The organism is Pseudomonas sp. MF6396 (genome assembly GCF_002018915.1).
Lineage (GTDB): Bacteria > Pseudomonadota > Gammaproteobacteria > Pseudomonadales > Pseudomonadaceae > Aquipseudomonas > Aquipseudomonas palmensis.
The window spans coordinates 1-13,396 of the sequence record NZ_MVOK01000015.1; the positions used below are offsets into that span (position 1 = coordinate 1).

At 65.3% G+C, this 13,396-nt stretch carries 11 protein-coding genes; 4 read left to right on the forward strand and 7 right to left on the reverse strand.

The features are described from left to right. Positions 1-158 precede the first annotated feature (158 nt). The gene (locus tag MF6396_RS16280) at positions 159-1,040 is read right to left on the reverse strand and encodes a bile acid:sodium symporter family protein (RefSeq protein WP_043861212.1); all 882 of its coding nucleotides are present in this window, start codon (positions 1,038-1,040) and stop codon (positions 159-161) included. A gap of 302 nt (positions 1,041-1,342) precedes the next feature. On the opposite strand from MF6396_RS16280, the gene MF6396_RS16285 reads away from it, so the two are divergent. The 3 genes from MF6396_RS16285 to MF6396_RS16295 are packed head-to-tail and all read left to right on the forward strand — an operon-like array spanning position 1,343 to position 4,494. Further along, complete coding sequence (locus tag MF6396_RS16285; RefSeq protein WP_043861213.1) at positions 1,343-2,752, forward strand: circularly permuted type 2 ATP-grasp protein; 1,410 nt, start codon at positions 1,343-1,345, stop codon at positions 2,750-2,752. A 3-nt stretch (positions 2,753-2,755) separates the two neighbouring features. Continuing rightward, a complete protein-coding gene (locus tag MF6396_RS16290; protein ID WP_043861214.1) occupies positions 2,756-3,706 on the forward strand; it encodes an alpha-E domain-containing protein in 951 nt (316 codons plus the stop codon). Continuing rightward, positions 3,703-4,494, forward strand: a complete 792-nt coding sequence (locus MF6396_RS16295) for a transglutaminase family protein (protein WP_078480915.1) — start codon at positions 3,703-3,705, stop codon at positions 4,492-4,494. Before MF6396_RS16290 ends, MF6396_RS16295 begins: the two co-directional genes overlap by 4 nt. 111 nt (positions 4,495-4,605) lie before the next feature. Here MF6396_RS16295 and MF6396_RS16300 read toward each other — a convergent pair whose 3' ends face one another. Beyond that, positions 4,606-5,787, reverse strand: a complete 1,182-nt coding sequence (locus MF6396_RS16300) for an acetyl-CoA C-acetyltransferase (RefSeq protein WP_043861216.1) — start codon at positions 5,785-5,787, stop codon at positions 4,606-4,608. Between the two features lie 125 nt (positions 5,788-5,912). Between MF6396_RS16300 and MF6396_RS16305 the strand changes: the two genes are divergently transcribed. Next, positions 5,913-6,803: a LysR family transcriptional regulator gene (locus MF6396_RS16305; protein WP_078480917.1), complete on the forward strand. Its 891-nt coding sequence runs from the start codon at positions 5,913-5,915 to the stop codon at positions 6,801-6,803. Here the strand turns inward: MF6396_RS16305 and MF6396_RS16310 are convergent. The 5 genes from MF6396_RS16310 to MF6396_RS16330 all read right to left on the reverse strand — a co-directional run bounded on the left by MF6396_RS16310 (position 6,800) and on the right by MF6396_RS16330 (position 13,192). Next, entirely contained in the window at positions 6,800-7,291 is a 492-nt protein-coding gene (locus tag MF6396_RS16310) for an Lrp/AsnC family transcriptional regulator (protein WP_043861218.1), read from the reverse strand. The two genes, MF6396_RS16305 and MF6396_RS16310, sit on opposite strands and share 4 nt — an antisense overlap. A 123-nt stretch (positions 7,292-7,414) precedes the next feature. Further along, positions 7,415-8,707: a 4-aminobutyrate--2-oxoglutarate transaminase gene (gabT, locus tag MF6396_RS16315; RefSeq protein ID WP_043861219.1), complete on the reverse strand. Its 1,293-nt coding sequence runs from the start codon at positions 8,705-8,707 to the stop codon at positions 7,415-7,417. Positions 8,708-8,759: 52 nt separating this feature from the next. Further along, positions 8,760-10,220 (reverse strand): NAD-dependent succinate-semialdehyde dehydrogenase, encoded by a 1,461-nt coding sequence (locus tag MF6396_RS16320; RefSeq protein ID WP_054914469.1) that lies wholly within the window; start codon positions 10,218-10,220, stop codon positions 8,760-8,762. A 245-nt stretch (positions 10,221-10,465) separates the two neighbouring features. Next, the gene (locus MF6396_RS16325) at positions 10,466-12,019 is read right to left on the reverse strand and encodes a PucR family transcriptional regulator (RefSeq protein ID WP_078480918.1); all 1,554 of its coding nucleotides are present in this window, start codon (positions 12,017-12,019) and stop codon (positions 10,466-10,468) included. Between the two features lie 129 nt (positions 12,020-12,148). Continuing rightward, a complete protein-coding gene (locus tag MF6396_RS16330; RefSeq protein ID WP_078480920.1) occupies positions 12,149-13,192 on the reverse strand; it encodes a polyamine ABC transporter substrate-binding protein in 1,044 nt (347 codons plus the stop codon). Positions 13,193-13,396 lie beyond the last annotated feature (204 nt).

Here is a 13,396-nt window from a genome sequence, read left to right on the forward strand (position 1 = left end):
CGCTGGGGTGGGCGGCTACCGGGGGCTGGCTGGGTAGACGGCAGCGGCGATTGGAGCAACGCAATTGAACGGTGTTGGCTTGCTTCGCCGGCAAGGCCGGCTCCTACAGGGGGTTGCGCCGTTCACAGAACCCCGTAGCAGCCGGCCTTGCCGTGCAGTCAGTCGAGCACTGCCACCGGTTCCGGGTTGCGGCTCACCCACCAGCCAAACCCGGCGGCGGTAAAGAACATGATCAGGCTGTACAGCGCCGCCGGAATGGCCATGGTCGAGTTGTTGAGCAGGGTCGGGCTCAGCGCCAGTGCAATCGCCAGCGTACCGTTGTGGATGCCGATCTCCATGCCGATGGCGATGGCCTGGCGCTTCGGAATCTTCAGCATCCGCGGCACATAGTAGCCCAGCCCCAGGCTCACCAGGTTGAACAACAGCGCGGCTGCGCCTACCAGGGGCGCGTACTCGACCACGGTGGCCCAGTCTTTCATCAGCGCCAGCATCACCGTGCCGGCCAGGAACAGCGCCGCCACCAGCTTCATCGGTTTCTCCATGCGCGCCGCGAAGGCCGGGGTCAGGCGCCGCACCAGCATGCCCAGTGCCACCGGCACCAGCACGATGGCAAACACCTGCAGCACCTTGGCGAACTGCAGCGGGATGGCCTGGTCGGCGCTCATGAAGTAGCTCAGCGACAGGTTGACCAGCAGCGGCATGGTCAGGATCGCGATCAGCGAGTTCACCGCCGTCAGCGTGATGTTTAGCGCCACGTCACCGTGCGCCAGGTGGCTGAACAGGTTGGCGGTGGTGCCACCGGGTGAGGCCGCCAGCAGCATCAGGCCGACCGCCAGGGCCGGTGCCAGGCCAAAACCGTTGGCAATCAGAAAGCAGATGAAGGGCAGCAGCAGGATCTGGCACACCAGGCCGATGACCACCGGCTTGGGGTATTTCACCACCCGGGCGAAGTCGGCCAGGGTCAGCGAAAGCCCCAGGCCGAACATGATGATGCCCAGCGCAACGGGCAGGAAGGCGGTCAGCAATGGCGAAGCGGTCATGGCAGCAACTCGCAGAAAAGAGGTGTCGGCATTCTAGGCCACCAGATCGCCATGTGCTGCTGGGGAGGCCCCGTAGATACAAGTCTTTACGAAAAGGTGCGCAGCGTGCACCGGGCAGGTTGCGCGCACCGTTATGGGGCAAATGCATGCACCGCTCGGGTCGCCCGCCGCGCTCAAGGGGCGTGGCAGAGCGATTCCCGGGCGTTGGGCACAGCCCTTGCTAAAGTCTGTTGAAAGGCCCGGGTACTGGAAGACAGCAGCCAATTAGAAGAAGCCGTTACGAACACGGCGAGGAGTGGGGTATGTCCGGAGCTTTTTTTGACGAAATGTATGCCGCAGGGGGCCAGTGTCGCCCGCATTACCGCGAGTTTGCCCGCTGGCTGGCGGACACGCCGCTGGAACTGCTGGCGCAGCGCCGCCGCGAAGCCGACCTGCTGTTCCACCGCGCAGGCATCACCTTCACGCTCTACGGTGACGAGCAGGGCACCGAACGCCTGATCCCGTTCGACATCATTCCGCGCAGCATCAAGGCCAGCGAATGGCAGGTCATCGAGCGTGGCTGCATCCAGCGGGTGCAGGCACTGAACATGTTCCTGGCCGATATCTACCATGAACAGCGCATCCTCAAGGCCGGCATCATCCCGGCCGAGCAGGTGCTGGCCAACGAGGGCTACCAGGTGGCCATGCGTGGCCTGGGGCTGCACCGGGGCCTCTATGCGCATATCGCGGGGGTGGACCTGGTGCGCGATGGCGACGGCAGCTACTACGTGCTCGAGGACAACCTGCGCACCCCCAGCGGCGTGAGCTACATGCTCGAAGACCGCAAGATGATGATGCGCCTGTTCCCCGAGCTGTTCGCCGCCCAGCGCATCGCGCCCATCGACCATTACCCCAACCTGCTGCTCGACACGCTCAGGAGCGCCAGCCCGCTGGACAACCCCACGGTGGTGGTGCTGACCCCGGGGCGCTTCAACAGCGCGTACTTCGAGCATGCGTTCCTGGCCCGCGAAATGGGGGTGGAACTGGTGGAAGGCGCCGACCTGTTCGTGCGTGACGACCGCGTGTTCATGCGCACCACCTGCGGCCCGCAGCCGGTGGACGTGATCTACCGCCGGCTGGATGACGCCTTCCTCGACCCGCTGACCTTCAACCCCGAGTCGATGCTCGGGGTGCCCGGCCTGATTGCCGCCTACCGCCTGGGCAACGTGGTGCTGGCCAATGCGGTCGGCACCGGGGTGGCGGACGACAAGTCGATCTACCCCTACGTGGGCGAGATGATCCGCTTCTACCTGGACGAAGCGCCGATTCTGAAGAACGTGCCCACCTGGCAGTGCCGCAAGCCGGCCGAGCTGTCCCATGTGCTGGCCAACCTGGAGCACCTGGTGGTCAAGGAAACCCAGGGCTCCGGGGGCTACGGCATGCTGGTGGGGCCGGCGTCGACGGCAGCGCAGATCGAAGCATTCCGCCTGCGCCTCAAGGCCCGGCCGCAGGACTACATCGCCCAGCCCACCTTGTGCCTGTCCACCTGCCCGACCTTTGTCGAAAGCGGCATTGCCCCGCGCCATATCGACCTGCGCCCGTTCGTGCTGTCGGGCAGCCAGACCCGCCTGGTGCCCGGCGGCCTCACGCGGGTGGCGCTGCGCGAAGGCTCGCTGGTGGTCAACTCGTCGCAGGGCGGCGGTACCAAGGACACCTGGGTGGTGGAGGACTGAACCATGCTTTCAAGAACCGCTGCAGACCTCTACTGGATGTCGCGTTACCTGGAGCGCGCGGAAAACCTCGCGCGCATGCTCGAAGTGAGCTATTCGCTGTCGCTGATGCCCCAGGCCGGGCGCAGCGACGGCCACGCGGAGCTGGCCATGTCGCTGCTGGCGGCCGGCACGCTGGAAGACTACAAGGCCCGCCACGGCGCGCTCGACACCGAGCACATGCTGCACTTCTTTGCCCTGGACGAGGCCAACCCCGGCAGCATCTACTGCTGCCTGCGTGCGGCGCGCAGCAATGCCCACGCCGTGCGCGGGCGCATCACCGCCGACATGTGGGAGAACATCAATGCCACCTGGCTGGAGATGCGCGCCATTGCCGGCAACGGCCTGGGCCGCTACGGCATCAGCCAGTTCTGCGAATGGGTGCGGGAGCGTTCGCACCTGTTTCGCGGGGCCACCTCGGGCACCATCATGCGCAACGAGGCCTATGGCTTCATTCGCCTGGGCACCTTCATCGAACGTGCCGACAACACCTTGCGCCTGCTGGATGCGCGCTACGAGATGTTTGGCGAGGAGTCGGAGGAGGTCAGCGACAAGTCGGCCCGTGGCTACTACCAGTGGAGCGCCTTGCTGCGCGCCCTGTCGTCGTTCGAGGCTTTCAACGAGATCTACCGCAACGCACCGAACGCCGAGCAGGTTTCGGAAATGCTGCTGTTGCGCGCCGAGGTGCCGCGCTCGCTGCATGCCTGCATCCAGGAGCTGGACCTTGAACTGTCCAACCTGCCCGGCATCAACGGCCGCCCGGCGCAGCGCCTGGCCGCCGGCCTCAACGCTCGCCTGCGCTACACCGGCATCGACGAGATCCTCGATGCAGGCCTGCACGCCTGGCTGATCGAGTTCATCGATCAGGTACGCGACCTGGGCCAGGCCATTCACGACGCCTACCTGGAGGTGGTATGAAACTGTCCATTCGCCACGACACCACCTACAGCTATGCCAACGAGGTGTGCACCAGCATCCAGTTCCTGCGCCTCACGCCCCAGGACAGCGAGCGCCAGCGGGTCATCGACTGGCAGGTGGACATGCCGCGCAAGGTGCGCAGCCAGCTCGACCCCTATGGCAACGTGCTGCATGTACTGACCCTGGACGAGCCCCACGGCGAGATCGTGCTGTGCGCCCACGGCCAGGTGGAGATCGACCCCACCCGCGAGGTGGAGCCGGACCTGCAGTCGCCGCTGCCGTTTCTGCGCAGCAGCCCGCTGACCGCCGCCGACGAGGCGCTGCTGACGTTTGCCGCGCAGCATTGCGGCGAGCGGCGCGACAGGGCGGCGCTGATCGAGCTGATGAATGCGCTGGCCGAGCACATGCCCTACAGCCCCGGCGCGACCGAGGTGGGCACTACCGCGGCCGAGTCGTTCGCCAGGCAGGCGGGGGTTTGCCAGGACCATACCCATGCGTTTCTGGCCTGTGTGCGCAGCCTGGGTATCCCGGCGCGCTATGTGTCGGGCTACCTGTGCACCGAGGACGCCACGCACCTGGCCAGCCATGCCTGGGCCGAAGCCTGGCTGGGGGAGGGCTGGTACAGTTTCGATATCACCAATCGGCTGGCCAGGCCCGAGCGCCACCTGAAGCTGGCGGTGGGGCTGGATTACCTGGATGCGTGCCCGGTGCGCGGAATGCGCCGGGGCGGGGGGATGGAGCACATGCTGGCCAAGGTGCAGGTGGAACTGATGGTGCAGGTGCAGTAGCCAGGCGATGCAAGGTGTCGACGCCATCGCGGGTCAAGCCCGCTCCCACAGGTGCCACGGCAATCCTGTGGGAGCGGGCTTGACCCGCGACGAGGCGCTGCAGATCGAGGGTCAGGCGCGCTCGATGGCCAACGCCACACCCTGCCCACCACCGATGCACAGGGTTGCCAGGCCCTTCTTCGCATCACGCTTGATCATCTCGTGCAGCAACGACACCAGCACACGGCAACCCGAGGCACCGATCGGGTGGCCCAGGGCAATCGCGCCGCCGTTGACGTTGACCTTGCTCGCGTCCCAGCCCAGCTCCTGGCCCACCGACAACGCCTGGGCCGCGAAGGCTTCGTTGGCTTCGATCAGGTCCAGCTGATCCAGCGACCAGTCGGCCTTCTGCAGGCAGCGACGGGTCGCGCTGACCGGGCCGATACCCATGATCGCCGGGTCCACGCCCGCATTGGCATAGGCCGCAATGCGCGCCAGTACCGGCAGGCCCAGGGCCTTGGCCTTGGCCGCGCTCATCAGCAGCACCGCCGCTGCGCCGTCGTTGAGGCTCGAGGCGTTGCCCGCCGTCACGCTGCCGTCCTTCTTGAACGCCGGCTTGAGCTTGGCCAGCGACTCGGCGGTGGTGCCGGCGCGGGGCTGTTCGTCGGTGGCGAACACCAGCGGCTCACCCTTGCGCTGCGGGATCTGGATCGGGGTGATCTCGTCGGCAAAGCGGCCGGCCTCGATGGCCGCGCAGGCCTTTTGCTGCGAGGCGGCGGCAAAGGCGTCCTGGGCCTCACGGGTGATGGCGTACTTGTCCACCAGGTTCTCGGCGGTGATGCCCATGTGGTAGTCGTTGAAGGCATCCCACAGGCCGTCGCTGATCATGCTGTCGATCATGCTGGCATGGCCCATGCGCAGGCCGGTGCGCGCGGCAGGCAGCACGTAGGGGGCCAGGCTCATGTTCTCCATACCGCCGGCGATGATCACCTCGGCGTCGCCACAGCGGATCGCCTGGGCGCCCAGGTGCAGGGCCTTGAGGCCCGAGCCGCAGACCTTGTTCAGGGTCAGGGCCGGCACCGCATGGGGCAGGCCGGCCTTGATCGCGGCCTGGCGCGCCGGGTTCTGGCCGCTGCCGGCGGTGAGCACCTGGCCCAGAATCACCTCATCCACTTCGCTGCCGGCCAGCCCGGTCTGCTCCAGCAGGCGGCGGATCACCGCTGCGCCCAGCTCCGGGGCCGGGATGGCGGCCAGCGAACCCTGGAAACTGCCGATGGCGGTACGAGTGGCCGCGACAATGACGACGTCTTGCATGGAATATTCTCCTTGTTAGTGGTCCAGTGGCGTGAGTGTTGCGCCATTACATATATTTGTTAAGTTGATTTTTGAGATGGATTGATCGATAAACCTCAACAATTCCCCGTTTTGCCGGAGTCAGCATGACCGTCAAGCAGCTGCGTGCCTTCTGGGCAGTGGCCCAGAGCCTGAGTTTCGCGGTGGCCTGCGAGCGTCTGCACCTGTCGCAGTCGGCACTGAGCCTGACCATCAAGTCGCTGGAGGAGGGCCTGGGCGGGCGGCTGTTCACGCGCACCACGCGCAACGTCACGCTGACCCCGGAAGGCGAATCGCTGCTGCCCCTGGTGCGCCGCCTGCTTGCCGACTGGGACAACGCCGAGGACGAGATCCGCCAGCGCTTCACCCTGCAGCGCGGGCGCGTGACCATTGCGGCGATGCCGTCGTTCGCAGGCAACCTGCTGCCGCCCATCCTGAAGAACTTTCGCACCCGCTACCCGAACATCGGGGTCACGGTGAACGACGTGATCAACGAACAGGTGCTGGAGATGGTGCGTGACCGCCAGGTGGAGCTGGGGGTGGCGTTCGAACCGTTCGAAGGCTCGTCGCTGGTGTTCTCGCCCCTGTACGTCGACCGGTTCACTGCCGTGGTGCCGCTGGATTCGCCCCTGGCCGCGCTGGATGAAATCGACTGGCAGACCTTGCTGCAGCAGCCGTTCATCACCTTGCAACGGCCCTCGAACGTGCGCGTGATGCTCGAAGAGCACCTCAAGGCGCGCGGCATGAAGCTGGCGGTGGAGTTCGAGAGCCATCAACTGGTGACAGTGGGTCGCATGGTGGCCAGCGGGCTTGGGGTCAGCGCGGTGCCGGCCCTGTGCGCCGGCCAGATGCACGAGCTGGGCGCGCGCTGCATCACCCTGCGCGACCCGGTGGAACGTGCCATCGGGGTGCTGAGCAAGCCGGGCCACGAACTGTCGGCTGCGGCCCAGGCGTTGTTCGACAGCCTGCATGAACAGCAGGCCGAGGCCAGGCGCTAGACGGCGGCGAGCAGGCTGCGCAGGGGCACCTTGTTTTTCATCACCGGCGACTTGATCACGATGTAGCTGAAGTACTTCTCGATGCCGATGTTCTGGTCGAGGATGGTTTCCATCAGCTCCTGGTAATGCTGGATGCTGCTGGTCAGAAAGCGCACCAGGTAGTCATAGCCACCGCTGATCAGGTGGCATTCGAGCACTTCGTCGATGTTGCGGATGCTCGATTCGAATTTCTGAAAGTCGGAGCGTTTGTGGTCGCTCAGTGTGACTTCGGTGAAGATGGTTACCGAGTTGGCGAACTTGGCCAGGTTCAGGTGGGCTTCGTAGCCGCTGATATAGCCTGCCGCCTCGAGTCGCTTGACCCGTTGCAGGCACGGGCTGGGCGACAGCCCCACGGCTTCGGCCAGGCTGACGTTGGTCATGCGGCCGTCTTTCTGCAACTGGACCAGGATGTTGATATCGATCCGATCGAGCTTGGTTGCCGCTTCCATTCCTGACTCCTGAAATGCGGGATGACAAAAAAACACACTTTCACCCACGGGGCCTTCGCTGGCAAGGCCGCTCCCGGCGGGAGCCGGCATTGCCAGCGAAGGTGGCGCCGCAGAGGGGGCGGATTACGCCGTAGCGCGGGTCAACGCCTGGTCGAGCATGCGCAGCGCTTCGGAGATCTGCGCCTCGGTGGTCACCAGCGGTGCCAGGAAGCGCACCACGTTGCGGTACACGCCGCACTTGATCACCAGCAGGCCGGCTTCACGGGCCTGGTCGATGATGGCCTGGGCCAGGTTCGCGTCCGGGGTCTGCGCGGCGTCGTCGGCCACGATCTCGATGGCCTGCATGAAGCCCAGGCCACGCACGTCGCCGATGCACGGGTAGCGGTTCTGCAGGGCCAGCAGGCCTTCACGCAGTTGCACCGCACGCTGCTCGCCCTGGGCCAGCAGGTCTTCTTCCTCGAACAGGTCCATCACCGCCAGTGCAGCCGCGCAGGCCACGGCGTTGCCGCCGTAGGTGCCGCCCAGGCCGCCCGGGGTCGGCGCGTCCATGATCTCGGCACGCCCCACCACACCCGACAGCGGCATGCCGCCGGCCAGGCTCTTGGCCACGGTCACCAGGTCAGGCTGGATGCCCGAGTGCTGGAAGCCGAACGGCTTGCCGGTACGCCCGAAGCCGGCCTGGATCTCGTCCAGGATCAGCACGATGCCGTGGCGCGTGCAGCGTTCGCGCAGGGCACGCAGGAAGGCATCGGGGGCGCGCAGGAAGCCGCCATCGCCTTGCACCGGCTCGATCAGGATGGCCGCCACGCGGTCGGGGGCCACGTCGGTGGCGAACAGGTGGTCGAGTTCGGCCAGGGCGTCGTCACTGCTCACGCCACGGTATTCGTTGGGGTAGGTGGCGTGGTAGATCTCGGCCGGGAACGGGCCGAAGTTCTGCTTGTACGGCTGGCTCATGCCGGTCAGGGTGACGCCCAGCAGGGTGCGCCCGTGGAAGCCGCCGCGAAACGAAATCACCGCCGGGCGGTTGGTGTAGCCACGGGCGATCTTGATGGCGTTCTCCACCGCTTCGGCGCCGGAGGTGAACAGCACGCTCTTGTAGGCTTCGCCGCCACCGACCATGGCGTTCAGGCGCGCTGCCACGTCGATGTACGACGCATAGGCCACCACCTGGAAGCTGGCATGGGAGATCTCGCCCACCTGGCGGCGTACGGCCTCGACCACACGCGGGTGGTTGTGGCCGACGTTGAGCACGCCGATGCCGCCGACGAAGTCCAGGTAGCGCTTGCCGTCCACGTCCCACAGCTCCGAACCCTGGGCGTGGCTGACCACGATCGGGTGGGCGGTGGCGATGCCGCGGGGTACGTGCTGCTCGCGCAGGGCCAGCAGGCGTTGATTTTCAGTCAGTGCAGAATTCATGGTGCAGCTCCATTAACTAACGATGGTGTCAGGGGTTCGGGAACGCAGGTATTCAGTCGAGGCCGCCCATGTGCCAGGCCTTGATTTCGAGGAACTCGTCCAGGCCGTACTTGGAGCCTTCACGGCCGGTACCGGACTGTTTCATGCCGCCGAACGGGGCCACTTCCATGGAGATGATCCCGGTGTTCAGGCCGACCATGCCGAACTCCAGGCGCTCGCCCACACGCCAGGCGCGGCGCATGTCCTGGGTGAAGTAGTAGGCGCCCAGGCCGAACGGGGTAGCGTTGGCGATGGCCAGGGCCTCGGCTTCGTCCTTGAAACGGAACAGCGGGGCCACCGGGCCGAAGGTCTCTTCGGTGGCCAGCAGCATGTCGGTGGTGGCGTCCAGCAGCACGGTCGGCTGCACGAACAGGCCGGTGTCGTCAGGCATGCCGCCAATCGAGATGCTGGCGCCTTTTTCCACCGCATCGCCGATGTGGCTGGCGACTTTTGCGACGGCGGCGGCGTTGATCAGCGGGCCGATGGTCACGTTCTCGCCCAGGCCATCACCCACCTTCAGCTCGGCCACTGCAGCCCGCAGGCGCTCGGCGAAGCGGTCGTAGATGCCGTCCTGCACCAGAATGCGGTTGGCGCACACGCAGGTCTGCCCGGCGTTGCGGAACTTGCTCAGCATCACCCCGGCAATCGCCAGGTCGAGGTCGGCGTCGTCGAACACGATGAACGGCGCGTTGCCACCCAGCTCCAGGCTCAGGCGCTTGAGGGTGTCGGCGCACTGGCTCATCAGCAGCTTGCCGATGCGCGTGGAGCCGGTGAACGACAACTTGCGCACGGCCTGGTTGGCGGTCACTTCGCTGCCGATGCCGGCAGGCAGGCCGGTGAGCACGTTGAACACCCCGGCCGGGATGCCGGCACGATCTGCCAGTACCGCCAGGGCCAGGGCCGACAGCGGGGTCATCTCGGACGGCTTGACCAGCACGGTGCAGCCGGCGGCCAGGGCCGGCGCGCATTTGCGCGTGATCATCGCGTTGGGGAAGTTCCACGGGGTGATGGCCGCCACCACGCCGATCGGCTGCTTGAGCACCAGGATGCGGCGGTCGTTGGTGGGCGCGGGGATGGTGTCGCCGTAGATGCGACGGGCCTCTTCGGCAAACCATTTGACGAAGCTGGCGCCGTAGCCGATTTCGCCGCGCGACTCGCTCAGGGGCTTGCCTTGTTCGGCGGTCATGATCAGCGCCAGGTCTTCCTGGTTTTCCAGGATCAGGCTGTACCAGGCTTCCAGGTGACGTGCGCGGGTGGCGGCGGGGACTTCGCGCCAGCTTTCGAAACGGGCCTGGGCGGCCTCGATGGCGCGTCGCGTCTCGGCGGCGCCGAGGGCCGGGACCCGGGCGATTTCGCTGCCGTCGGCGGGGTTGATCACGGCAATCGTTTCGCCGTTGTCGGCATCGATCCAGCTGCCATTGACGTAAGCGCGTTCGACAAGCAGCGAGGGGTCACGCAGTGTGCTTTTCAACATGGAGAGGGTGCCTTCTACGGGTCCGGTGAATGGCACGATTGTAAGAACAGGCACGCAGTGACCGATGCCGAGATGGCCGCTTGGGCCAGGCATAAATGCCGTATTGAGGGGGTTGGCAGCACACTATGCTGCGGGGGTGGTCGAGGTGTCTCCAGCGCCGGTCAAGCCCGCTCCCGCAAGGCCACTGACGGCCTGCTGGAGCGGGCCTGGCCCGCCACCTGGCGGTACAGGCAGCAGATTGTTTGTCAGGCGTCGTTCTGCAGGCGGTACATCTCGGTCGCCACCTGCAGCTGAAAGCGCGCCTGCGGGTTCTCCATCGACAGCTGCAGCAGCTCTTCGATGCGCTCCACGCGGTAGCGTAATGTGCTGATGTGGATGTCCAGGCAGCGGGCGCTGCTGGCCAGCTGAAAGCCTTCGCTGGCCAGGGTGCACAGGGTTTCCATGAGCATGGCACCGTTCTTGTGCCGGGTCAGCGGGGTCACCAGGCGCTCCAGCAGCATGCGCCGTGCATCGTCGTCGCCCATCAGCGCCCGCGGAAACAGCACTTCGTCAAACCCATGCAGCTTGCCCGGGCGCAGCAGCGGCAGCAGGGTGGCCACATCTCCGGCGCCCTGGGCCATGCCTGCCACGCCCCGGTGCACGCGACTGGCGGCCATGGCGCCGCCGTCCAGTCGAATATGCTTCCAGATCGACTCGGGCACCACATCGGCCGGCACGATCAGGCTGATCTGGTTCAGCGACACCGACAGCAGGGGCGCGATTCCCAGCCCCTGCATGATCTCGGTGATGCGCTCGGCCTGTTCCTTGCGCCGCTGGAAGCCCTCGCGGCTGAGGGGAATCGGCTCGTCCAGCAACACCAGGCACACGCGGTAGTCGCGGGTATGACACCAGCCGGACACCAGCGCACGTTCGATGGCGCGTGGCGTTTCGGGGAACTTGCCTTCCAGTAGCCCTGCCACCAGGGCATGGCCCAGGCGGTTTTCCTGGTCCAGCAATTCGCGTTGATGGGACAGCTGCAGGGCGGCGATCAGCGCAGCATGTTCCACTGCGCGGCAGTGCAGCTCCTCGAAGCTGTCCCGCTGGCCCTTGAGCCACACCACCCCGACCCGCTCGCCCTGCAGGCGGATGGGGCAGCCCAGGCGAAACGTGCCGGCATCGGCGTCCAGCTCCAGCACCTGCGGCCCGACCCCCTGCAGCAGGTTGGCCTGCTCGTTCAGGTGGCGCATCACGGCAAGCTCCACGGCGTCATTGGCCGGCCCGCTGGCCCCCAGCACGCTGCCGGAGCTGGCCACGATCAGCGCCGGCAGTTCCAGGGCGCTGGTGAGTGCGCTGGCCAGGCTCTGCAGGTTGTCGGCCTCGATGGCAGCGCGGGTGAGCATGCGGTGGATAAGGTCGGAGCGACGGATGATGCGGGTCTGGAAGTTGATGATCTGTTCGAGAACCTGCTGGGTGATGTCGCTGAAGGCGACTTCCCAGGGCAGTTCCAGCAAAGGGAAACAGCAGCGGTCGGCCTCTTCGATGGCCGCCTGGGGGAAGTGTTCGTGAAAGTGCGGGACTGCCATCACGACCCCGGCCAGGCCCAGCTCGGCCAGGCGGCGAACCATGTCGCGGCATTTTTGCGGGTCTTGCGGCCAGTTGTAGCCGGTGGTCAGCAGCAGGTCGCCCTTTTTCAGCCAGTTGAAGATGTCGGGGTGATCGACGATATGCACCCACGCCAGGTCGCGGTCCAGGCATTGCCTGCCCGCGACCACTGTGGCCTGGCTGAGGGAGGTCTGTTCCAGGGCGGTGGCGAGTTTCATGTGCAATCCACGATCCAGACACGATAGAGGATCGCAGTCTAGCGGACTGGACATGGCTGCGGGGAGGGCCCTGGACAGGAGAATAGAACCTGTGCGCTGATCATCCATGAGGCGCACAGGGAGGGGAAATCAGGACTTGCTAGCCCAGGCGTTGAACTTCTGTTCAAGCGTTTCTGCGTTCTCGAGCCAGAACTCGACGTTTACCCGCAGTGCATTCTTCTGGTTCTCTGCCGCGGTGGGCAGGTCGTCAGCCAGCGACTTGTCGAGCATTTCGGCGGCCTTGGTGTTGGACGGGCCGTAGGCCATCTGCTCGGTGTAGAGCTTCTGCTGCTCAGGCTGCATGGCGAACTTGATGAAGTCGTAGGCCTTGTCCAGGTTCTTGGTGCCGCGCGGGATGGCCCACTCGTCGAACTGGTACAGGTTCTGGTTCCAGACGATCTTCAGGTTGCTGCCGCTCTGCTGTGCAGCGTGGATGCGGCCGTTGTACGAGGACGCCATCACCACATCGCCAGCCACCAGGTACTGCGGCGGCTGTGCACCGGCTTCCCACCACTGGATGTACGGCTTGATCTCGTCCAGTTTCTTGAAGGCGCGGTCCACACCTTCTTTGGTGCTGAGCAGCTTGTAGACTTCGGCAGGCGGCACGCCGTCGGCCATCAGGGCGAATTCCAGCGAGCCGCGGGCAGATTTGCGCAGGCTGCGCTTGCCCGGGAATTTCTTCACGTCCCAGAAGTCGGCCCAGCCGGTAGGGGCGACTTTCAGTTTGTCGGCGTTGTAGGCCAGCACGTTGGACCACACGAAGATACCGACGCCACAGCCGTCGTCACTCTTGGTGCCTTCGATCCAGTCGCCCGGCGTGCCGAGGCGTTCGTAGTCGAGTTTTTCGAACAGACCTTCTTCACAGCCACGGGCACGGTCGGTGTCTTCGGTATCGAGCACGTCCCAGGTCACGGTCTTGGTGTCGTTCATGGCGATGAGCTTGGAGATTTCACCGTTCCACTCGCCAGCGATCACCTGGGTCTTGGTCTTTTGTTCGTAGGGCTTGTAGAACGCGGTGACCTGCGCGGCCTTGCTCGCGCCACCATAGGAGATCACCGTGAGCTTGCCGGCAAAGGCACTGTTGGCCAGCATCAGGCCACCGAGCACGGTGAGGGTGAAGAGTTTTTTCGACATTCGAACGCTCCAATCAAGACTGTTATTTCGAGTTATGTTTGGCAGTTGCAAGCGGGCGCAAAATAGATGAAAGGTGCTGATTTTTATAGTGGCAAGGTGCCTGCTGTGTTTGAGAGTGAGTTGAGGCTAATGGATAAGCGCTGCCATGGGTATCTATTAAACGCAGGATAAGCCTATTTTTTTATCCTGCGCTTTATAGGAAGG